This window comes from Comamonas sp. DB36 (assembly GCF_057914905.1).
The window spans coordinates 728319-746859 of sequence record NZ_CP196631.1; the positions used below are offsets into that span (position 1 = coordinate 728319).

An 18541-nucleotide genomic window follows, 5' to 3' on the forward strand; every position below is an offset into this window, starting at 1 on the left:
GCAGCGCAATGGAGGCCGCACGCCTGCAACTGCCCGCCGAACTGACGCACGCGCAGGCGCGGGCCTGCGCGCAGACGCTGTCTGCGCAGATAGCCGCCGCATCCGAAGTCCGTCTGGACGTCGATGCGTCGGCGCTGGTGAGCTTCGACTCGTCGGCGCTGGCGGTGTTGCTGGAATGCCGGCGCGCGGCGCTTGCGGCCGGTAAATCGCTGGCGGTCGCGGGCCTGCCCGCGGGCTTGCAGTCCATGGCCAGGCTCTATGGCGTGCAGGCGCTGCTGGTGCCCGACGGCGCGCTGCCGGCCGCTTAAGGCGCGCAGCACCGTCGGCGCACGCGGCTTTCGGCGCACCGGCAGCGAACAATGCGGGGTCGGGCTTAAAATGCCAAGTTCCCATGCCCGCTGTCTCATTCCAATCCATCTCCAAGACCTACCGCACGCCCAAGGGCGTGTTCCGGGCCCTCAATGACGTCAGCCTGGACATCGAGGAGGGCGAGTTCTTCGGCCTGCTCGGGCCCAACGGGGCGGGCAAGACCACCTTGATCAGCATTCTGGCTGGCCTGGCGCGCGCCGACAGCGGCCATGTGCTGGTCCAGGGCAGCGATGTCCAGGCCGATTACGCCCAGGCGCGCCGCAAGCTGGGCATCGTGCCGCAGGAACTGGTGTTCGATCCGTTCTTCAATGTGCGCGAGGCGCTGCGCTTCCAGTCGGGCTACTTCGGCGTCAAGCACAACGATGCCTGGATAGACGAGCTGCTGCACAGCCTGGGCCTGACCGACAAGGCCGATGCCAACATGCGCCAGCTCTCGGGCGGCATGAAGCGCCGCGTGCTGGTCGCGCAGGCGCTGGTGCACAAGCCGCCCATCATCGTGCTCGACGAACCGACGGCCGGCGTCGACGTCGAGTTGCGCCAGACCCTGTGGCACTTCATCGCCAAGCTCAACAAGCAGGGCCATACCGTGCTGCTCACCACCCATTACCTCGAAGAGGCCGAAGCGCTGTGCAGCCGCGTGGCCATGCTCAAGCAGGGCGAAGTCGTCAAGCTGTCGAGCATGTCCGACCTGCTCAAATCGGCCTCGGCCAATGTGCTGCAGTTCAAGACCAACAGCCTCCTGCCCGAACACCTGCGCGCCGCGGCGCGCGTCACCGGGCGCATCGTGCAGATGCCCGCGCATGACGCGGGCGACATCGAACGCTACCTGTCCGCGCTGCGTGAAGCCGGCGTGGTGATCGAAGACATGGAAATCCGCCGCGCCGATCTGGAAGATGTATTCCTCAACGTCATGGGCGAAGCCAAGGCCACGGCGCAGACCGGGAGCGTCGCATGAGAGGCTGGCAGACCCTGTTCTACAAGGAAGTGCTGCGTTTCTGGAAAGTCAGTTTCCAGACCGTGGCCGCGCCCGTGCTCACGGCCGTGCTGTACCTGCTGGTGTTCGGCCATGTGCTCGAAGGCCGGGTGCTGGTCTATGACCGCATCAGCTACACCGCGTTCCTGATTCCCGGCCTGGTGATGATGAGCGTGCTGCAGAACGCGTTCGCCAACAGTTCCTCGAGCATCGTGCAGAGCAAGATCATGGGCTCGATGGTGTTCATCCTGCTGACGCCGCTGTCGCACTGGGCCTGGTTCACGGCCTATGTGGGCTCGTCGGTGCTGCGCGGGCTGCTGGTCGGTCTGGGCGTGTTCATCGTCACGCTGTTCTTCGCCGTGCCCGAATTCGCCGCGCCGGTCTGGATCCTGGTGTTCGTGGTGCTGGGCGCCGCGCTGCTGGGCACGCTGGGCGTGATTGCCGGGTTGTGGGCCGACAAGTTCGACCAGATGGCCGCGTTCCAGAATTTCCTGATCATGCCCATGACCTTCCTGTCGGGCGTGTTCTATTCGATACAGTCGCTGCCGCCGTTTTGGCAGACAGTAAGCCACCTGAACCCGTTCTTCTACATGATCGACGGCTTCCGCTACGGCTTCTTTGGCCAGAGCGATGTATCGCCCTGGGTCAGCCTGGCCATCGTCGGCGGTGCCTGGCTTGCCGTGAGCGCGCTGGCCGTGCATCTGCTGCGCACCGGTTACAAGATTCGCCATTGAGTCGCTTCGCGATGACTCTTTTTGTTTGCCCCCTTGCCCCGGCCTCTGTGGCCGAGGCTTCGCAGGCCGCGACAGCGGCGCTGCGCGAGATCTGACATGACTGCCGACCAACTCAAAGCCATCATCAGCGCAGGCCTGGCCTGCGAAATCCTGGAAGTCGAAGGTGACGGAAGTCACTGGTACGCGACCATCGTCAGCACCGCCTTCGAAGGCCAGCGTCCGCTGCAGCGCCAGCGCCTGGTCTACGGCACGCTGGGCGACCGCATCCAGACCAATGAGGTCCATGCACTGTCCATGAAGACTTTCAGCCCCGCCGAGTGGGCCAACAAGGCCTGAGGCCTGCGAACAACGCCTTCGCGCCTGCGTTCAAGGCCGTTTTAACTTTTATTTAGGCCTACCAGCCATGGACAAACTCCTGATTCGCGGCGGTCATCCGCTGCACGGTGAAGTCTCGATTTCCGGCGCAAAGAACGCCGCCTTGCCCGATCTGTGCGCCGCGCTGCTCACCGACGAGCCGGTGGTGCTGCGCAATGTGCCGCGTCTGCAGGACGTGTCGACCATGCTCAAGCTGATCCGCAACATGGGCGTCGAGGCCGAGCATGCGTCCGACGGCTCGGTGCGCATAGACGCCAGCCGCCTGTCGACACCCGAAGCCCCGTACGAGCTGGTCAAGACCATGCGCGCCTCGGTGCTCGCGCTGGGCCCGCTGCTGGCGCGCTTCGGCGAAGCCACGGTGTCGCTGCCCGGCGGCTGCGCGATCGGCTCGCGCCCCGTGGAGCAGCACATCAAGGGCCTGCAGGCCATGGGCGCGCAGATCGTGGTCGAGCATGGCTACATGATCGCCAAGCTGCCCGCGGGCCGCACGCGCCTGCAGGGCACGCGCATCACGACCGACATGGTGACCGTGACCGGCACCGAGAACTTCCTGATGGCCGCGTCGCTGGCCGAAGGCGAAACCGTGCTGGAAAACGCGGCAATGGAGCCCGAAATCGTCGATCTGGCCGAAATGCTGATCAAGATGGGTGCGCGCATCCAGGGCCATGGCACCAGCCGCATCACCATCCAGGGTGTGGAGCGCCTGCACGGCTGCGATCACCAGGTGGTCGCCGACCGCATCGAAGCCGGTACCTTCCTGTGCGCCGTTGCCGCCACGGGCGGCGATGTGCTGCTGCGCCATGCGCGCGTGGACCACCTCGGCGCCGTGCTCGACAAGCTGCGCGACGCGGGCGTGCACATCGAGGAAGTCGAAGGCGGGTTGCGCGTGCAGTCGCAAGGCCGTCTCAAGGGCCAGAGCTTCCGCACCACCGAATACCCGGGTTTCCCGACCGACATGCAGGCCCAGTTCATGGCGCTGAACGTCATTTCCAACGGTGCGGTGTCGGTCACCGAAACGATTTTCGAGAACCGCTTCATGCATGTCAACGAACTGGTGCGCCTGGGCGCGAAGATCCAGATCGACGGCAAGGTGGCGCTGGTCGAAGGCGTGGAACGCCTGTCGGGCGCGACCGTGATGGCCACCGACCTGCGCGCTTCGGCCAGCCTGGTGATCGCCGGCCTGGTCGCCACGGGCGAGACCGTGGTCGACCGCATCTACCACCTCGACCGTGGCTACGACTGCATGGAAGCCAAGCTGCGCGCGATCGGCGCCGATATTGAAAGAGTCTGATGATTACCCTTGCCCTGTCCAAAGGCCGGATCTTTGAAGAAACCCTGCCGCTGCTGGCGGCCGCCGGCATCGAAGTGCTGGAAGATCCCGAAAAATCGCGCAAGCTGATTTTGACCACCAACCAGCCCGACCTGCGCGTGGTGCTGGTGCGCGCCACCGATGTGCCGACCTATGTGCAATATGGCGGCGCCGACCTGGGCGTGACCGGCAAGGACACGCTGATCGAGCATGGCGCCCAGGGCCTTTATCAGCCGCTGGACCTGCGCATCGCGCAGTGCCGCGTGAGCGTCGCCGTGCGCGCCGATTTCGACTATGCGCTGGCCGTGAAGCAGGGCTCGCGCCTCAAGGTCGCGACCAAGTACACCGAGATCGCGCGCAACTTCTTCGCCAGCAAGGGCGTGCACGTCGACATGATCAAGCTCTACGGCAGCATGGAACTCGCGCCGCTCACGGGCCTGGCCGACGCCATTGTCGATCTGGTCTCCACGGGCAATACGCTCAAGGCCAACCATCTGGTCGAAGTCGAGCGCATCATGGACATCAGCTCGCATCTGGTCGTCAACCAGGCGGCACTCAAGCTCAAGCAGGCGCCCATGCGCCGCCTGATCGACGTGTTCGCGCGCGCCACGCAGGCCCAGGCCTGAACCCACGCCCTCATTGAAGCCGGAAAAAATGAAAGCCACGCCTCTTCGCCTGCGCACCGACAGCGCCGATTTTGAAACCGCCTTCCAGGCCCGCCTGCATTGGTCGGCCGACACCGATGCGGCCATCGAGCAGCGCGTGGCCGACATCCTGGCCGACGTGCAGCAGCGCGGCGACGCCGCGGTGCTCGAGTACACGCAGCGCTTTGACGGTCTTGCAGCCACCGACATGGCGGCGCTGGAACTCACGGCCGAGGAACTCAAGGCCGCGTTTGACGGCCTGCCCGACGAGCAGCGCCAAGCGCTGCAGTCGGCCGCCGAGCGCGTGCGCCGCTATCACGAGGCGCAGAAGAAGGCCAGCGGCGAAAGCTGGAGCTACCGCGACGAGGACGGCACGCTGCTGGGCCAGAAGGTCACGCCGCTGGACCGCGTGGGCATCTATGTGCCCGGCGGCAAGGCGGCTTACCCGTCGAGCGTGCTGATGAACGCGATTCCGGCGCATGTGGCCGGTGTCGGCGAAATCATCATGGTCGTTCCCACGCCCCAGGGCGCGAAGAACGCGCTGGTGCTGGCCGCGGCCCACGTGGCCGGCGTGCACCGCGCGTTCACCATAGGCGGCGCCCAGGCCGTGGGCGCGCTGGCCTACGGCACGCAGACCGTGCCCAAGGTCGACAAGATCACCGGCCCGGGCAATGCCTATGTGGCCAGCGCCAAGAAGCGCGTGTTCGGCACCGTGGGCATAGACATGATTGCCGGCCCTTCGGAAATCCTGGTGCTGGCCGACGGCAGCACGCCCGCCGAATGGGTGGCCATGGATCTGTTCAGCCAGGCCGAGCATGACGAGCTGGCGCAAAGCATTCTGCTGAGCCCAGACGCCGACTACCTCGACGCCGTGCAGCGCGAGATCGACCGCCTGCTGCCCGAGATGCCGCGCGCGGCCATCATTGCCAAGAGCCTCAACGACCGCGGCGCGCTGATTCTCACGCGCGACATGGAAGAAGCCTGCGCGATCAGCAACCGCATCGCGCCCGAGCATCTGGAAGTCTCCAGCCAGGACCCGCACCGCTGGGAGCCGCTGCTGCGCCACGCGGGCGCGATCTTCCTGGGTGCCTACACCAGCGAATCGCTGGGCGACTACTGCGCCGGCCCCAACCACGTGCTGCCCACCAGCGGCACGGCGCGCTTTTCCTCGCCGCTGGGGGTCTACGACTTCCAGAAGCGCTCCAGCCTGATCGAAGTCAGCGAAGCCGGCGCGCAGACGCTGGGGCGCATTGCCTCGGTGCTGGCGCATGGCGAAGGCCTGCAAGGCCATGCGCGCGCCGCCGAAATGCGCTTGAAAGACTGATTTTTCCCGGATCCTGCCGCAAGGCAGCCAAGCCACGGTCTTGCAGCAAGCCGTGGCTTTTTTATTGCACGGCAAAAATGCACGAAAACCGTGAGACACGAATTTCGTGTCACACGAAGTTCGTGTAAACTTGCAGCCATGAAGAACGTGACCATCACCGTGGACGACAACGTGCTTGAATGGGCACGCGTGGAAGCGGCCCGGCGTGGCACCAGCGTGTCGCGCATGGTCGGCGACTTCCTGGCCGAAATGCAGCGCCGCGAAGACGCCTACGAGCGCGCCTACCTGGCCTGGCGCACCGACGAACGCACCTGGGAGGCGGGCGAGGCCAGCCCCGCGGCGCGCAGCGTGTGCTTTGCGCGCACCGGAGACGCCGCATGAGCCGGCCCAATCCGCTGCGCCAGCCGGTGTTTGTCGACACCTCGGTGCTGGTGTGCGCCGAGAACATTGCCGATCCCGCGCAGGCCGCCGTGCTGGCCTGGCTGGACCGCCTGTGGCGCGAGCGCCTGGGCCGCGTGAGCGCGCAGGTGCTGGCCGAGTTCTACGAAACCGTGACCGGCGCACGCCAGCCGCCCATGCCCCAGGGCGATGCGCGCGCGGCCATGCGCCGCTATCAAACCTGGACGCCGTGGCAGATCGATGCCGCGACGTTCGAGACCGCCTGGGCCGTCGAGGCCCGCCACCAGCTCGCCTGGGGCGATTGCCTGGCGCTGGCCGCGGCCCAGCACAGCGGCTGCGAGACGCTGCTGTCGCTGCAGCTGCCGCACGGCGCGCAGTATGGCGGCGTAGAGATCATTCATCCCGTCCAGCAGCCCGTCGTGGAGTTGGCTGGCGCCGGGGCAGAGGACTGAAGTCATGACACAACCGCAGAATCTTTCGCGCGCGCTGGAGCGCATCCGTGCCGACGTTCGCGCCATGCACGCCTATGTGGTGCAGCCCGCGACCGGCATGCTCAAGATGGACGCGATGGAAAATCCGTTCGGCCTGCCGTCCGGATTGCAGGCCGCGCTGGGCGCGCGCCTGGGCGCCTTGCCGCTGAACCGTTATCCCGGCGAGCGGCTCGAGGACCTCAAGCAGGCGCTGATGGACTACGCGGGCGCGCCCGCGGGCTCGGCCATCCTGCTGGGCAACGGCTCGGACGAGATCATTTCGCTGCTGGCCCTGGCCTGCGCCCAGGCGGGCGAGCGCGCCAAGCTGCTCGCGCCCATGCCGGGCTTCGTGATGTACCCGATGAGCGCGCAGCTGCAGGGCCTGGACTTCGTCAACGTCTCGCTGGACGCCGATTTCGCGCTCGACGAGGCCGCGATGGTCGCGGCGATTGCCGAGCATCGTCCGGCAATCACCTATCTGGCCTACCCCAACAATCCCACGGCCACGCTCTGGGACGAAGCCGTGGTGCAGCGCGTGATCGACGCCGCCGGCGCCCAGGGCGGCCTGGTGGTCATGGACGAAGCCTACCAGCCGTTCGCCAGCCGCAGCTGGATCACGCGCATGCACGCCGAGCCCGAGCGCAATGCGCATGTGCTGCTGATGCGCACGCTCAGCAAGTTCGGCCTGGCCGGTGTGCGCCTGGGCTATCTGATCGGCCCCGCGGCCCTGGTCGGCGAGATCGACAAGGTGCGCCCGCCCTACAACGTGAGCGTGCTCAACGCCGAAGCCGCGCTGTTCGCGCTTGAGCACACCGAGGTGTTCGCGGCCCAGGCCGCCGAACTGTGCGCAGCGCGCGGCGAACTTCTGAGCGCGCTGCGCGCCATGCCCGGCGTGCACAAGGTCTGGGACAGCGAAGCCAACATGGTGCTGATACGCGTGGCCGACGCCGCCGGCGCCCATGCGCGCATGAAGGCGCGCGGCGTGCTGGTGAAGAATGTTTCGGCCATGCACCCCTTGCTCGATCAATGTTTGCGTCTGACCGTGGGCAGCACGGCCGACAATGCCCTTATGCTTGCCGCATTGGAAGCTTCGATATGACCTCCTCCGCCCTCATTCCCTCCTCCGCCAGCGCGCCGCGCACCGCGGAAGTCAGCCGCAACACGGCCGAAACCCGCATCACCGTGCGCATCAACCTTGATGGCACGGGCCAGAACCAGCTCAGCAGCGGCATCGGTTTTCTCGACCACATGCTCGAGCAGATCGCGCGCCACGGCCTGATCGACATGGACGTGCAGTGCGAAGGCGACCTGCACATCGATGGCCACCATACGGTCGAAGACATAGGCATCACGCTGGGCCAGGCCTTTGCGCGCGCCGTCGGCGACAAGAAGGGCCTGCGCCGCTATGGCCACGCCTATGTGCCGCTCGATGAGGCGCTGTCGCGCGTGGTGATCGACTTCTCGGGTCGCCCGGGCCTGCACATGGACGTGAAGTTCACCGCCGGACGCATTGGTCAGCTCGACACGCAGCTGGTCTACGAGTTCTTCCAGGGCTTCGTGAACCATGCAGGCGTCACCGTGCACATCGACAATCTCAAGGGCTTCAACGCCCACCACCAGTGCGAGTCGGTGTTCAAGGCGTTCGCGCGCGCGCTGCGCGCCGCGCTGGAAATTGACCCGCGTGCGGCCACCACCATTCCCTCGACCAAGGGCTCTCTGTGACAATGGGGATGACGGCGCGCTGATGCGCGCTCCAATCTCGATCCGACAGCTATGAATATGCAAGCAAATACCGTCGCCGTGGTCGACTATGGCATGGGCAATCTGCGTTCGGTCTCGCAGGCCGTCAAGGAGGCAGCAAAGGGCACGGGCTGGCAGGTCGTGGTGACCGCCGATCCCGACGTGGTGCGCGCCGCCGACCGCGTGGTGCTGCCCGGCCAGGGCGCGATTCCCGACTGCATGCGCGAACTCACGGATTCGGGCCTGCGCGAGCCGGTGCTAGAAGCCGCACGCAGCAAGCCGCTGTTTGGCGTCTGCGTCGGCATGCAAATGCTGCTGGACCACAGCGAGGAGGGCGATACGCCCGGCCTGGCGCTGATTCCCGGCGAAGTGCGCAAGTTCCAGCTCGAAGGCCGTACCCAGCCCGATGGCAGCCGCTTCAAGGTGCCGCAGATGGGCTGGAACCGCGTGCACCAGACTGTGCATGGCGGCCAGGCCCACCCCATCTGGCAAGGCGTGCCCGACGACAGCTTCTTCTATTTCGTCCACAGCTTCTACGCGCAGCCGCTTTCGGCCGCGCATTGCGCGGGCGAGGCCGACTACGGCGGTCGCTTTGCCGCGGCCATTGCGCGCGACAATATTTTCGCCACCCAGTTCCATCCCGAGAAAAGCGCCGACCAGGGCCTGGCCCTGTTTCGCAATTTTCTGCACTGGAAACCCTGATTCCTGTTCCCCGCCGGCCCTGCCGGCAATCTTTCCTCTCCAATCATCATGCTGCTCATTCCCGCCATTGACCTCAAGGACGGCCACTGCGTTCGCCTCAAGCAGGGCGACATGGACCAATCCACCACTTTCGGTGAAGACCCCGGGGCCATGGCCCGCAAGTGGGTCGATGCGGGCGCGCGCCGCCTGCATCTGGTCGATCTCAATGGTGCGTTCGCGGGTGCGCCCAAGAACAATGCGGCGATCAAGTCCATTCTTGCGGAAGTCGGCAACGAGATTCCGGTGCAGCTCGGCGGTGGCATTCGCGACCTCGACACCATCGAGCGCTACATCGACGCCGGCATGCGCTACGTGATCATCGGCACGGCCGCGGTGAAGAACCCCGGCTTCCTGCAGGACGCCTGCACGGCGTTCGCCGGCCACATCATCGTGGGCCTGGACGCCAAGGACGGCAAGGTGGCCATCGACGGCTGGAGCAAGCTCACGGGCCAGGACGTGATGAGCGTGGGCAAGCGCTTCGAGGACTGGGGCGTCGAGTCCATCATCTATACCGACATCGGCCGTGACGGCATGCTGTCGGGCATCAACATCGATGCCACGGTCAAGCTCGCGCAATCGCTGACGATTCCCGTGATCGCTTCGGGCGGCCTGGCCGGCATGAGCGACATCGAGCAGCTGTGCGCCGTGGAGAAAGAAGGCGTGCAGGGCGTGATCTGCGGCCGTGCCATCTATTCGGGCAACCTCGACTTCGCGGCCGCTCAGGCGCGCGCCGATGAACTCGCCGGTGCTTGAATCGGGCTTCGCCGCCTGCGCCGCCGACTGGCAGGGCCTGCCGGCCATCTGCCTGACGCTGCCCGGCGGTGACAGCGCGCTGGTCGCGCTCCAGGGCGCCCAGGTGCTCTCCTGGGTGACCGGCGGGCAGGAGCAGCTGTTCCTGAGCCCGCATGCCGCCCATGATGGCCATACGCCCATACGCGGCGGCATTCCCGTGTGCTTTCCCCAATTCAATCAGCGCGGCCCGCTGGTCAAGCATGGCTTTGCGCGCACGCTGGCCTGGCAGGCCCAGGCCGACGCTGCGCGCATTGACGGCGACGGCCTGCGGCTCGTGCTGCGCCTGGCCGACAGCGCCGCGACGCGCGCCGTATGGCCGCAGGCGTTCGCGGCCGAACTGAGCGTCTGGCTGCAGCCCGCGGCGCTGACCGTGGCGCTGACGGTACACAATCCGGGCGACGCCCCGCTGGCCTTCACGGCCGCGCTGCATACCTATCTGCGCGTCGATGACGTGGCCGCGACCACGCTGTCGGGCCTGCAAGGCCTGCGCTACTGGGATGCCGTGGCCGACACCCATCCCTTGCAGGAGGGCGAAGTGCGCTTCGGCCCCGAACTCGACCGCGTGTATCCGCGGCCCGCGCAGGCCATGGCCTTGCACGCGGGCGGCGCGCCGCGGCTGCGCATCACGCAGGACGCGGGCTGGGCCGATACCGTGGTCTGGAATCCCGGCGCCGCGCTGTGCGCGCGCCTGGCCGACATGCCGGCCAACGGCCATGCCCATATGCTGTGTGTGGAGGCTGCGGCCATCGATGCGCCCGTGGTGCTGGCGCCGCAAGCGCATTGGCAGGCCGCGCAGAGGCTGGAGCGGCCGCAGGCCGCGCCGGGCGGCGCCCATGGTATTGCGTCCGCGTGCTAATCTTTTCACCCGTCCCTTTTCCAGAGATCCCAGCGCCATGCTTGCCAAACGCATCATTCCCTGCCTTGACGTGACCGGAGGCCGTGTCGTCAAGGGTGTCAATTTCGTCGAGCTGCGCGACGCCGGCGATCCGGTGGAAATCGCCGCCCGCTACAACGGCCAGGGTGCGGACGAACTGACTTTTCTCGACATCACCGCGACCAGCGATGGCCGCGACCTGATACTGCCCATCATCGAAGCCGTCGCCAGCCAGGTGTTCATTCCGCTCACCGTGGGCGGTGGCGTGCGCACCGTCGAAGATGTGCGCCGGCTGCTCAACGCGGGTGCGGACAAGACCAGCTTCAACTCGGCGGCGCTGGCCAATCCCGACGTCATCAACGCGGCATCGCAGAAATACGGCGCGCAGTGCATCGTCGTGGCGATCGACGCCAAGCGCCGCACGCCCGAAGACGCGCAGCGCGTGGGCGCCAACGGCCTGCCCGTGGGGCCGGGCTGGGATGTCTACAGCCATGGCGGGCGCAAGAACACCGGCCTGGACGCCGTGCAGTGGGCCAGCGAAATGGCACGCCGCGGCGCGGGCGAAATCCTGCTGACCAGCATGGACCGCGACGGCACGAAGTCGGGCTTCGACCTGGCGCTCACGCGCGCCGTGAGCGATGCCGTCAGCGTGCCCGTGATCGCTTCGGGCGGCGTGGGCAATCTCGATCACCTCGCCGATGGCGTGCAGCAGGGCGGCGCCGACGCCGTGCTCGCGGCCAGCATCTTCCACTATGGCGAATACACCGTGGGCCAGGCCAAGCAGCGCATGGCCGAACGCGGCATTCCGGTACGGATTTAAGCAATATGAACTGGCTCGATCAAGTGAAATGGGACGCGCAGGGGCTGGTGCCCGTCATTGCGCAGGAGCGCGCCACGGGCGATGTGCTGATGTTTGCGTGGATGAACCGCGAGGCGTTGGCCAAGACCGCGGAGCTGGGCCGCGCGGTGTATTTCAGCCGCTCGCGCAACCGCCTGTGGTTCAAGGGCGAGGAGTCGGGCCATGTGCAGCTGGTGCATGAAATGCGCCTCGACTGCGACAACGACGTGGTGCTGCTGAAGATCACCCAGCAAGGCCACGAGCCCGGCATTGCCTGCCACACGGGCCGCCACAGCTGTTTCTACAGCGTGCTCAAGGACGGCGTCTGGACCCCCGTGGATCCGGTGCTCAAGGACCCTGAATCCATTTATCGGTGAATGTTCATGACAGCTTCTGACAATTTTTCGGCGTCTAGCGAAGGCGCGCTGGCGCGACTGGCCGCGGTGATAGAAAGCCGCAAGGTGGCCAATGGCGGCGACCCCGAGAAAAGCTATGTGGCACGGCTGCTGCACAAGGGGCCCGACGCTTTCCTCAAGAAGATTGGCGAGGAAGCCACCGAGGTGGTGCTCGCCGCCAAGGACGCCGACCATGGCGGCGACAAAGCCAAGCTGCTGTACGAGGTCGCCGATCTCTGGTTTCATACGATGATTGCGCTGTCGCACTATGGCCTGACACCCGACCAGGTGGTCGCCGAGCTCGAGCGCCGTGAAGGCACGAGCGGCCTGGCGGAAAAGGCCGCGCGCCCGGCCCAGTAGCCTACCCCGTAAGGAGATTTGCATGCGTGATGACATCATAGAAGTCCGAGCCGTGGACCCCCAGCAGATGGAGGGTCTCAAGGCCTGGGGCTGGGTCAGCTATGTGCTGCACCTGATCGTGGCCGTGGCCGCGGTCCTGCCCAGCGCCCAGCCCAGCATCGTGCTGCTGGTCATCGCCCTGATCATCGACCTGGTCAAGCGCAGCGATGCCGTAGGCACCTGGCAGGCCAGCCATTTTTCCTGGCGCATTCGCAGCGTGATCTGGGCCGGGGTGCTGTACCTCGTCACCGCACCGCTGTGGCTGCTGCTGGTGTTCCCCGGCTGGATCGCCTGGGTGGTGATTTCCATCTGGTTCCTCTATCGCATCGTGCGCGGCATGGTGGCGATGAACAGGAACCAGGCTATCGAAGCTTGATGAACCGGATCTGATTGACATGCACGACCCCGACTGCCTTTTCTGCAAGATCATTGCCGGCCAGATTCCCTCGCGCAAGGTGTACGAGGACGATCAGGTCTTTGCCTTCCATGACATCCATCCAGGCGCTCCCATCCACTTCCTGATGCTGCCGAAAAAGCACATCGCGTCGATGGCCCAGGTGCAGCCCGAGGATGCGGGCCTGCTGGGCCACATGCTCACGCTCGCCCCGCGGCTGGCCCAGGAACAGGGCTGCAATCCCTATCCCGAAGGCGGCTTTCGCGTGGTGATCAACACCGGCACCGAAGGCGGCCAGGAAATCCACCACCTTCATATGCATGTCATGGGCGGCCCCCGCCCGTGGTTGAAGGGCTGATGCCGTCTGTGTGACAAAAAGGGCGATTCATCAACGCTTCACGCGCGCCCGTCTAAAATGTTCTGAATTCGTTAGGAGATACTCATGGGTTCCTTTTCCATCTGGCACTGGCTGATCGTGCTGCTCATCGTCGTCATGGTGTTCGGCACCAAGAAACTCAAGAACCTGGGCTCCGATCTCGGCGGCGCGGTCAAGGGTTTCAAGGACGGCGTCAAGGACGGCGGCACGGATGCAGCAGCAGCGCCTGGCGCTACGCCCGCTCCCGGCCAGGTCCTGAACCAGACCGCGGCTGACAAGACCACGATCGACGTCGAAGCCAAGCAGAAGAGCTGAAGCGCCCAGGCGCTGCTTCCATGATTGATATTGGCCTGTCCAAGATGGCGCTGATCGGCGCGGTGGCATTGATTGTCATCGGGCCGGAAAAGCTGCCGCGCGTGGCGCGAACCGTGGGGACCTTGCTGGGCAAGGCCCAGCGCTATGTCGCCGATGTAAAAGCCGAGGTCAACCGCTCGATGGAGCTCGACGAGCTCAAGAAGATGAAGGAAACGGTGGAAGGGGCTGCGCGCGATGTCGAGCAGACCATTCATACCAGTGCCAGCGACTTCGAGAAGGACTGGAACGCCAGCACCGGCGACGGACTCGACAACGCGTCCAGCAGCTATACGTCTTCCTATGAAGACGCCGGCCGCAACGTGGTGCCAGCCTATGCCAAGCCGCGCAAGAACTGGCGCATCAAGCGCACTGCCGTGCCCCAGTGGTACAAGGCGCGCGCAGGTGTGCGCAGCAAGGCACAATCAGGCGCTGCCCGCGTGGCGCGCTTTCGTCCGCAGAAGTTCCGCTAGGCGCTTCGCCGGGCGACAGGGCTGGGCGGTCTCGCAGCGCAGGCACCGCGCTGCGGGCGTGCTTTTTTACTGGTCTTTCCGAAAAGTGTCAGGGCCTGAGGGCCCGCAATCCCCACCATGTCAGACATTCCATCCAAAGACGACGAGCTGGCCGGCACCGAGCAGCCATTTGTGCAGCATCTGCTGGAGCTGCGCAATCGCCTGCTTTATTGCATCTACGGCGTTGCGCTGGCGGTGGCGCTTCTGGCAATGTGGCCAGGCCCCAACGGGCTGATCGATTTCATTGCCCTGCCGATCAAGGCGCATATGCCGCCCGATGCCAAGCTGATCGCGGTCGGCGTGTTCACGCCGTTCTTCGTGCCCATCAAGGTGCTGGGCATGGTCGGCGTGCTGGCCGTGCTGCCTTGGATCATGTACCAGATGTGGGCTTTCGTTTCGCCCGGCCTGTACAGCCATGAAAAGCGCTTCGCGCTGCCGCTGATCCTGTTCGGCAGCCTGCTGGCCTATGTGGGCATCGCGTTCGTGCAGTTCTTCGTGCTCGACAAGATGTTCGGCTTCATCCAGGGCTTCACGCCCGACAGCGTCGCCGCGACGCCCGATATCGCCTCCTATGTCGAAGCCATCCTGTCGCTCTATCTGGCCTTCGGCATGGCGTTCCAGGTGCCCATCGTGGTGATGCTGCTGGTGCGCTTCAAGCTGGTCGAGATCGAGAAGCTCAAGGCTTTCCGCGGCTACTTCGTCGTGGTGGCATTCGTGATCGCCGCCGTGGTCACGCCGCCCGATGTCATCTCGCAGCTGGCGCTGGCGATTCCCATGTGCATCCTGTACGAAGTCGGCATCCTGGGCGCGGGCTGGTTCAGCCGCGTGTCGCGCTCGCCCGACAGCGAGGAAGACGAGACAGAGGCGTCGACGGAAAAATAATCTGCGGTATCTGCAGACATGAAAAAAGCGGCCATTGGCCGCTTTTTTCATGGGTGCCGGAAGTCAATCAGCGGCGCTGCTGGGCGCCGCGCTGCGCCTGGTTGGGGCGCGCGGTGGGCGTGACCTTGATCGTGACTTCGCTGTCGCCGCGGCGCAGCTGGAAGTCGGCAGCGGTGCCGGGAGTGAGGCTGGCAACCGTGGTCAGCAGCTCGGAGACCGTGCGCACCGGCTTGTCTGCGACCTGCAGGATCACGTCGCCGGGGCGCATGCCGGCCTGGGCCGCGGGGCCGGCCTGCAGCACGCCGGTGACGATCACGCCCGCGCCGGGCTTGACGCCGAAAGTCTCGGCGAGTTCAGGCGACAGTTCGTTGGGCTCGACGCCAATCCAGCCGCGCGTCACATGGCCGTCCTTGACGATGCTGTCGAGCACCATCTTGGCCGTGGACACGGGAATCGCGAAGCCTATGCCCATGCTGCCGCCCGAGCGCGAGTAGATGGCGGTATTGATGCCCATCAGGTTGCCGTAGACATCGACCAGCGCACCGCCCGAGTTGCCGGGGTTGATCGCGGCGTCGGTCTGGATGAAATTCTCGAAGGTGTTGATGCCCAGTTGGCTGCGGCCCAGCGCGCTGACGATGCCGCTGGTCACGGTCTGGCCCACGCCGAACGGGTTGCCTATGGCCAGCACCTGGTCGCCGACGTCGAGCTGGTCGGAGTTGCCCAGCACGATCACCGGTAGCTTGTCGAGCGCGATCTTGAGGATGGCCAGATCGGTCTCGGGGTCGGTGCCTATCACGCTGGCCTTGGCCTGGCGGCTATCGGGCAGCGTGACTTCGATGTCGTCCGCGCCTTCGACCACATGGTTGTTGGTCAGGATATAGCCGTCGGGGCTGATGATCACGCCGCTGCCCAGGCCGGTCTGCTCCTGCGTTCCCTGGTCGCCGAAGAAGAACTGGAACCAGGGGTCGTTGCTGCGCGGATGGCGCACGGCCTTGCTGGTGTTGATGCTCACGACGGCGGGCGCGGCCTTGCGCGCGGCGCCGCTGAAGCTGCCCGGGGCGGGCGTGCCTGCCGGGGTGGCCGGGGCCTCGAGCAAGGCCACGCCGGCGCCGGAGCGGGTCATTCCGCCGCGCAGCCAGTCGGGTTGCAGGGTGGCGACAACGAAGTAGGCGGCAACCAGGATGGTCACGGCCTGGGAAAACAAAAGCCAAGAGCGCTTCATGAAATCCATCAGCAAAGGTCAAACAAGTAGCCATTGTGCTGCAAGGCCCGATGCTTGCAAGTGCCGACTGCGCATTGGCGAGTAGTGGGGTTGTCCATGCAGGTTAAGTAGAAACCCTAGAATGACCTTTGACTGCGCCAGGCTGCGTTCACTACGGCTCCGTCCTATCTGTTCGGGCTGCTAGATATTCTTTCCTCACCCAGGCATTGGAAGAACCGGTTGCCGACCACCTATCCGGTGGGTCGGCAGCTGCGCTGTCTTGTTGTTGACTTTTTCCTGCGAACACCATGACTACGCTTGACTACTCCACCGGCAAGGCCTTGCCCGACGGTGCGCCGGCCCGACCGCTGACCAAGAAGGACTACAAGACCCTGGGCCTGTCGGCGCTCGGCGGCACGCTCGAGTTCTACGACTTCGTCGTCTACATCTTCTTCGCCAATGTGCTCGGACGGCTGTTCTTTCCCGAGCAGATGCCCGAATGGCTGCGCCAGCTGCAGACGCTGGGAATCTTTGCCGCGGGCTACCTCGCGCGCCCGCTGGGCGGCATCATCATTGCGCACTATGGCGACATCCTGGGTCGCAAGAAGATGTTCACGCTGTCGATTTTCCTGATGTCGCTGCCGACGCTGGTCATCGGCCTGCTGCCGACCTACGAGGCGATCGGCATCGCCGCGCCGCTGCTGCTGCTCGCGATGCGCGTGCTGCAGGGTGCGGCCATCGGCGGCGAAATGCCCGGCGCCTGGGTGTTCGTTGCCGAACATGTGCCGCAAAAGCATTACGGCCTGGCCGTGGGCACGCTCACGGCCGGCATCACCGGCGGCATCCTGCTGGGCTCGCTGATCGCCGTGGGCATCAACAGCTGGTACAGCACCAGCGAAATCAATGCCTATGCCTGGCGCATTCCGTTCATCCTGGGCGGCGTGTTCGGCATGGTGTCGGTCTATCTGCGCCGTTTCCTGGAAGAAACCCCGATTTTCAAGGAGCTTGCCGAGCGCAAGAAGATCGGCCGCGAACTGCCGCTCAAGACCATCCTGCGCGAACACCGCCCCGCCATCGTGCTGGTGGCGCTCATGACCTGGGTGCTGTCGACGGCCATCGTGGTCGTGATCCTGTTCACGCCGGCCTATCTGCAGAAGGTGTTCCAGATTCCCGCCGCGCTGTCGCTGCAGGCCAACGTCGCCGCGACGCTGATGCTGACCATTGGCTGCCTGTTGACCGGCTGGGCCACGGACCGCTTCGGCACCAAGGCGGTGATGATCGTCGGTTGGGGCGGCATGACCGTGACCGCCTATCTGTTCTATCTGGGCCTGCCGGGAACGCCCACGTCGCTGATCGCGATGTATGCGCTGGTCGGCTTCTTCGTCGGTTCGATTTCGCTGTTGCCCATCGTCGGCGTACGGGCTTTCCCGCCCGCCGTGCGTTTCTCGGGTCTGTCGTTCTCCTACAACATGGCCTATGCGGTGTTCGGCGGACTCACGCCCGTGCTGATCAGCGTCGGCCAGCAGTATGACCACCTGTTCCCCGCCCATTACGTGGGCGCGATGGGCCTGTTGGGCGTGGCGCTGGCGTTCTGGCCGCTGTCGTACAAAGGCTGGCAAGTGCGCGACGGCGCCAAATCCTGAAATCCGTCATCGGGGTGCGCGGCAGTGGATGCGACAATCGCGCCATGACCCTCTCGCGACAAGACCTGCTGGGCAGTCTCGACGACCTGCTGCAGCCCCAACGCTTCAAGGACTACGGGCCCAACGGCCTGCAGGTGGAAGGCAAGCCCCGCATCTCCCGGCTGGTCAGTGGCGTCACTGCCAGCCGCGCGCTGATCGAGGCCGCCATCGACCTGCGCGCCGATGCCGTGTTCGTGCACCACGGCCTGTTCTGGCGCGGTTATGACGGCCGTGTCACGGGCTGGATGAAGGAGCGTCTGCGGCTGCTGCTGGCGCACGACATCAACCTGTTTGCCTACCACCTGCCGCTCGATGCCCATCCCGAACTGGGCAATAACGCCCAGCTGGGCCTGCGCCTGGGCTGGGAAGGGCGGGGGCGCTTTGGCGAGCAGGAACTCGGCTGGCTGGGCGCCTCGACCATGGGCGAGGCCAGCGCGGAAGATCTCGCCGCCCATGTGGAGAACGTGCTGGGCCGCAGCGCTACCTGCCTGCCGGGCGACGGCCGACCGATTCGCCAGCTTGCCTGGTGCACGGGCGGTGCCCAGGGCTTCTTCGAGTCCGCGATTGCCGCCGGCGCCGACCTGTTCCTCACCGGTGAAATCTCCGAGCCCCAGGCCCACCTGTCGCGCGAAACCGGCGTGGCCTTCATCGCCGCCGGCCACCATGCGACCGAACGCTACGGCGCACCCGCGGTCGCCGCGCATATCGCCGCGGCCCACGGCCTGGACCACGTATTCGTTGAAATCGACAATCCCGCCTGAGTTTCC

The 18541-nt window shown here is 65.6% G+C and carries 25 protein-coding genes; 24 read left to right on the top strand and 1 reads right to left on the bottom strand.

The window, feature by feature from the left end:
• Positions 1-8: 8 nt before the first annotated feature.
• From ACSVDO_RS03430 to tatC, 22 genes are all read left to right on the top strand, one after another.
• Entirely contained in the window at positions 9-308 is a 300-nt protein-coding gene (locus ACSVDO_RS03430) for an STAS domain-containing protein (protein WP_489594904.1), read from the top strand.
• 83 nt (positions 309-391) lie between these two features.
• Entirely contained in the window at positions 392-1324 is a 933-nt protein-coding gene (locus ACSVDO_RS03435) for an ABC transporter ATP-binding protein (RefSeq protein ID WP_332534499.1), read from the top strand.
• Positions 1321-2076: an ABC transporter permease gene (locus ACSVDO_RS03440; protein ID WP_332534497.1), complete on the top strand. Its 756-nt coding sequence runs from the start codon at positions 1321-1323 to the stop codon at positions 2074-2076. Before ACSVDO_RS03435 ends, ACSVDO_RS03440 begins: the two co-directional genes overlap by 4 nt.
• 96 nt (positions 2077-2172) lie before the next feature.
• Positions 2173-2412: a BolA family protein gene (locus tag ACSVDO_RS03445; protein WP_332534495.1), complete on the top strand. Its 240-nt coding sequence runs from the start codon at positions 2173-2175 to the stop codon at positions 2410-2412.
• Positions 2413-2479: 67 nt separating this feature from the next.
• The gene (gene murA, locus ACSVDO_RS03450) at positions 2480-3742 is read left to right on the top strand and encodes a UDP-N-acetylglucosamine 1-carboxyvinyltransferase (RefSeq protein ID WP_332534494.1); all 1263 of its coding nucleotides are present in this window, start codon (positions 2480-2482) and stop codon (positions 3740-3742) included.
• Positions 3742-4386 carry an ATP phosphoribosyltransferase gene (gene hisG / locus ACSVDO_RS03455; protein ID WP_489594906.1) on the top strand — a complete coding sequence of 215 codons (645 nt, stop codon included), beginning with the start codon at positions 3742-3744 and terminating at the stop codon, positions 4384-4386. Before murA ends, hisG begins: the two co-directional genes overlap by 1 nt.
• A 28-nt stretch (positions 4387-4414) precedes the next feature.
• Positions 4415-5728 carry a histidinol dehydrogenase gene (hisD, locus tag ACSVDO_RS03460; protein WP_332683414.1) on the top strand — a complete coding sequence of 438 codons (1314 nt, stop codon included), beginning with the start codon at positions 4415-4417 and terminating at the stop codon, positions 5726-5728.
• A gap of 138 nt (positions 5729-5866) precedes the next feature.
• Positions 5867-6109, top strand: coding sequence for a DUF6364 family protein (locus tag ACSVDO_RS03465; RefSeq protein WP_489594908.1), 243 nt, complete (start codon positions 5867-5869; stop codon positions 6107-6109).
• Entirely contained in the window at positions 6106-6579 is a 474-nt protein-coding gene (locus ACSVDO_RS03470) for a PIN domain-containing protein (RefSeq protein ID WP_489594910.1), read from the top strand. Before ACSVDO_RS03465 ends, ACSVDO_RS03470 begins: the two co-directional genes overlap by 4 nt.
• A gap of 4 nt (positions 6580-6583) precedes the next feature.
• A complete protein-coding gene (locus ACSVDO_RS03475) occupies positions 6584-7696 on the top strand; it encodes a pyridoxal phosphate-dependent aminotransferase (protein ID WP_489594912.1) in 1113 nt (370 codons plus the stop codon).
• The gene (hisB, locus tag ACSVDO_RS03480) at positions 7693-8319 is read left to right on the top strand and encodes an imidazoleglycerol-phosphate dehydratase HisB (protein ID WP_332534484.1); all 627 of its coding nucleotides are present in this window, start codon (positions 7693-7695) and stop codon (positions 8317-8319) included. The genes ACSVDO_RS03475 and hisB overlap by 4 nt, the downstream gene beginning before the upstream one ends.
• 51 nt (positions 8320-8370) lie before the next feature.
• Positions 8371-9039, top strand: coding sequence for an imidazole glycerol phosphate synthase subunit HisH (hisH, locus tag ACSVDO_RS03485; RefSeq protein ID WP_332534482.1), 669 nt, complete (start codon positions 8371-8373; stop codon positions 9037-9039).
• A 48-nt stretch (positions 9040-9087) separates the two neighbouring features.
• Positions 9088-9831 carry a 1-(5-phosphoribosyl)-5-[(5-phosphoribosylamino)methylideneamino]imidazole-4-carboxamide isomerase gene (gene hisA, locus ACSVDO_RS03490; protein WP_332534480.1) on the top strand — a complete coding sequence of 248 codons (744 nt, stop codon included), beginning with the start codon at positions 9088-9090 and terminating at the stop codon, positions 9829-9831.
• The gene (locus ACSVDO_RS03495) at positions 9812-10726 is read left to right on the top strand and encodes a D-hexose-6-phosphate mutarotase (protein WP_489594913.1); all 915 of its coding nucleotides are present in this window, start codon (positions 9812-9814) and stop codon (positions 10724-10726) included. Before hisA ends, ACSVDO_RS03495 begins: the two co-directional genes overlap by 20 nt.
• Positions 10727-10763: 37 nt before the next feature.
• Positions 10764-11564 (top strand): imidazole glycerol phosphate synthase subunit HisF, encoded by an 801-nt coding sequence (gene hisF / locus ACSVDO_RS03500; protein WP_332534477.1) that lies wholly within the window; start codon positions 10764-10766, stop codon positions 11562-11564.
• A 5-nt stretch (positions 11565-11569) separates the two neighbouring features.
• Positions 11570-11959, top strand: coding sequence for a phosphoribosyl-AMP cyclohydrolase (gene hisI, locus ACSVDO_RS03505; protein WP_332534475.1), 390 nt, complete (start codon positions 11570-11572; stop codon positions 11957-11959).
• Positions 11960-11965: 6 nt separating this feature from the next.
• Entirely contained in the window at positions 11966-12337 is a 372-nt protein-coding gene (locus ACSVDO_RS03510) for a phosphoribosyl-ATP diphosphatase (RefSeq protein ID WP_332683423.1), read from the top strand.
• A gap of 22 nt (positions 12338-12359) precedes the next feature.
• Positions 12360-12752 carry a DUF4870 family protein gene (locus ACSVDO_RS03515; protein ID WP_332534472.1) on the top strand — a complete coding sequence of 131 codons (393 nt, stop codon included), beginning with the start codon at positions 12360-12362 and terminating at the stop codon, positions 12750-12752.
• 19 nt (positions 12753-12771) lie between these two features.
• Entirely contained in the window at positions 12772-13128 is a 357-nt protein-coding gene (locus ACSVDO_RS03520) for a histidine triad nucleotide-binding protein (protein ID WP_332534470.1), read from the top strand.
• Between the two features lie 84 nt (positions 13129-13212).
• The gene (tatA, locus tag ACSVDO_RS03525) at positions 13213-13461 is read left to right on the top strand and encodes a Sec-independent protein translocase subunit TatA (protein ID WP_332534468.1); all 249 of its coding nucleotides are present in this window, start codon (positions 13213-13215) and stop codon (positions 13459-13461) included.
• Positions 13462-13481: 20 nt separating this feature from the next.
• The gene (gene tatB, locus ACSVDO_RS03530) at positions 13482-13970 is read left to right on the top strand and encodes a Sec-independent protein translocase protein TatB (RefSeq protein ID WP_332534466.1); all 489 of its coding nucleotides are present in this window, start codon (positions 13482-13484) and stop codon (positions 13968-13970) included.
• 117 nt (positions 13971-14087) lie between these two features.
• The gene (tatC, locus tag ACSVDO_RS03535) at positions 14088-14891 is read left to right on the top strand and encodes a twin-arginine translocase subunit TatC (RefSeq protein WP_489594915.1); all 804 of its coding nucleotides are present in this window, start codon (positions 14088-14090) and stop codon (positions 14889-14891) included.
• 67 nt (positions 14892-14958) lie between these two features.
• On the opposite strand, the gene ACSVDO_RS03540 is transcribed toward tatC, so the two are convergent.
• A complete protein-coding gene (locus tag ACSVDO_RS03540) occupies positions 14959-16113 on the bottom strand; it encodes a Do family serine endopeptidase (RefSeq protein WP_489594917.1) in 1155 nt (384 codons plus the stop codon).
• A 287-nt stretch (positions 16114-16400) separates the two neighbouring features.
• On the opposite strand from ACSVDO_RS03540, the gene ACSVDO_RS03545 reads away from it, so the two are divergent.
• Both ACSVDO_RS03545 and ACSVDO_RS03550 read left to right on the top strand, forming a co-directional pair.
• A complete protein-coding gene (locus tag ACSVDO_RS03545) occupies positions 16401-17735 on the top strand; it encodes an MFS transporter (protein ID WP_332548142.1) in 1335 nt (444 codons plus the stop codon).
• A 44-nt stretch (positions 17736-17779) separates the two neighbouring features.
• Positions 17780-18535 carry a Nif3-like dinuclear metal center hexameric protein gene (locus ACSVDO_RS03550; RefSeq protein WP_489594919.1) on the top strand — a complete coding sequence of 252 codons (756 nt, stop codon included), beginning with the start codon at positions 17780-17782 and terminating at the stop codon, positions 18533-18535.
• The last annotated feature ends 6 nt before the right edge of the window (positions 18536-18541 follow it).

What these genes read in the sequence shown, in the direction of transcription:
- ACSVDO_RS03430 (WP_489594904.1), top strand. Translation starts at nt 9, where the DNA reads ATGGAGGCCGCACGCCTGCAACTGCCCGCCGAACTGACGCACGCGCAG.
- ACSVDO_RS03435 (WP_332534499.1), top strand. Translation starts at nt 392, where the DNA reads ATGCCCGCTGTCTCATTCCAATCCATCTCCAAGACCTACCGCACGCCC.
- ACSVDO_RS03440 (WP_332534497.1), top strand. Translation starts at nt 1,321, where the DNA reads ATGAGAGGCTGGCAGACCCTGTTCTACAAGGAAGTGCTGCGTTTCTGG.
- ACSVDO_RS03445 (WP_332534495.1), top strand. Translation starts at nt 2,173, where the DNA reads ATGACTGCCGACCAACTCAAAGCCATCATCAGCGCAGGCCTGGCCTGC.
- murA (WP_332534494.1), top strand. Translation starts at nt 2,480, where the DNA reads ATGGACAAACTCCTGATTCGCGGCGGTCATCCGCTGCACGGTGAAGTC.
- hisG (WP_489594906.1), top strand. Translation starts at nt 3,742, where the DNA reads ATGATTACCCTTGCCCTGTCCAAAGGCCGGATCTTTGAAGAAACCCTG.
- hisD (WP_332683414.1), top strand. Translation starts at nt 4,415, where the DNA reads ATGAAAGCCACGCCTCTTCGCCTGCGCACCGACAGCGCCGATTTTGAA.
- ACSVDO_RS03465 (WP_489594908.1), top strand. Translation starts at nt 5,867, where the DNA reads ATGAAGAACGTGACCATCACCGTGGACGACAACGTGCTTGAATGGGCA.
- ACSVDO_RS03470 (WP_489594910.1), top strand. Translation starts at nt 6,106, where the DNA reads ATGAGCCGGCCCAATCCGCTGCGCCAGCCGGTGTTTGTCGACACCTCG.
- ACSVDO_RS03475 (WP_489594912.1), top strand. Translation starts at nt 6,584, where the DNA reads ATGACACAACCGCAGAATCTTTCGCGCGCGCTGGAGCGCATCCGTGCC.
- hisB (WP_332534484.1), top strand. Translation starts at nt 7,693, where the DNA reads ATGACCTCCTCCGCCCTCATTCCCTCCTCCGCCAGCGCGCCGCGCACC.
- hisH (WP_332534482.1), top strand. Translation starts at nt 8,371, where the DNA reads ATGAATATGCAAGCAAATACCGTCGCCGTGGTCGACTATGGCATGGGC.
- hisA (WP_332534480.1), top strand. Translation starts at nt 9,088, where the DNA reads ATGCTGCTCATTCCCGCCATTGACCTCAAGGACGGCCACTGCGTTCGC.
- ACSVDO_RS03495 (WP_489594913.1), top strand. Translation starts at nt 9,812, where the DNA reads ATGAACTCGCCGGTGCTTGAATCGGGCTTCGCCGCCTGCGCCGCCGAC.
- hisF (WP_332534477.1), top strand. Translation starts at nt 10,764, where the DNA reads ATGCTTGCCAAACGCATCATTCCCTGCCTTGACGTGACCGGAGGCCGT.
- hisI (WP_332534475.1), top strand. Translation starts at nt 11,570, where the DNA reads ATGAACTGGCTCGATCAAGTGAAATGGGACGCGCAGGGGCTGGTGCCC.
- ACSVDO_RS03510 (WP_332683423.1), top strand. Translation starts at nt 11,966, where the DNA reads ATGACAGCTTCTGACAATTTTTCGGCGTCTAGCGAAGGCGCGCTGGCG.
- ACSVDO_RS03515 (WP_332534472.1), top strand. Translation starts at nt 12,360, where the DNA reads ATGCGTGATGACATCATAGAAGTCCGAGCCGTGGACCCCCAGCAGATG.
- ACSVDO_RS03520 (WP_332534470.1), top strand. Translation starts at nt 12,772, where the DNA reads ATGCACGACCCCGACTGCCTTTTCTGCAAGATCATTGCCGGCCAGATT.
- tatA (WP_332534468.1), top strand. Translation starts at nt 13,213, where the DNA reads ATGGGTTCCTTTTCCATCTGGCACTGGCTGATCGTGCTGCTCATCGTC.
- tatB (WP_332534466.1), top strand. Translation starts at nt 13,482, where the DNA reads ATGATTGATATTGGCCTGTCCAAGATGGCGCTGATCGGCGCGGTGGCA.
- tatC (WP_489594915.1), top strand. Translation starts at nt 14,088, where the DNA reads ATGTCAGACATTCCATCCAAAGACGACGAGCTGGCCGGCACCGAGCAG.
- ACSVDO_RS03540 (WP_489594917.1), bottom strand. Translation starts at nt 16,113, where the DNA reads ATGAAGCGCTCTTGGCTTTTGTTTTCCCAGGCCGTGACCATCCTGGTT.
- ACSVDO_RS03545 (WP_332548142.1), top strand. Translation starts at nt 16,401, where the DNA reads ATGACTACGCTTGACTACTCCACCGGCAAGGCCTTGCCCGACGGTGCG.
- ACSVDO_RS03550 (WP_489594919.1), top strand. Translation starts at nt 17,780, where the DNA reads ATGACCCTCTCGCGACAAGACCTGCTGGGCAGTCTCGACGACCTGCTG.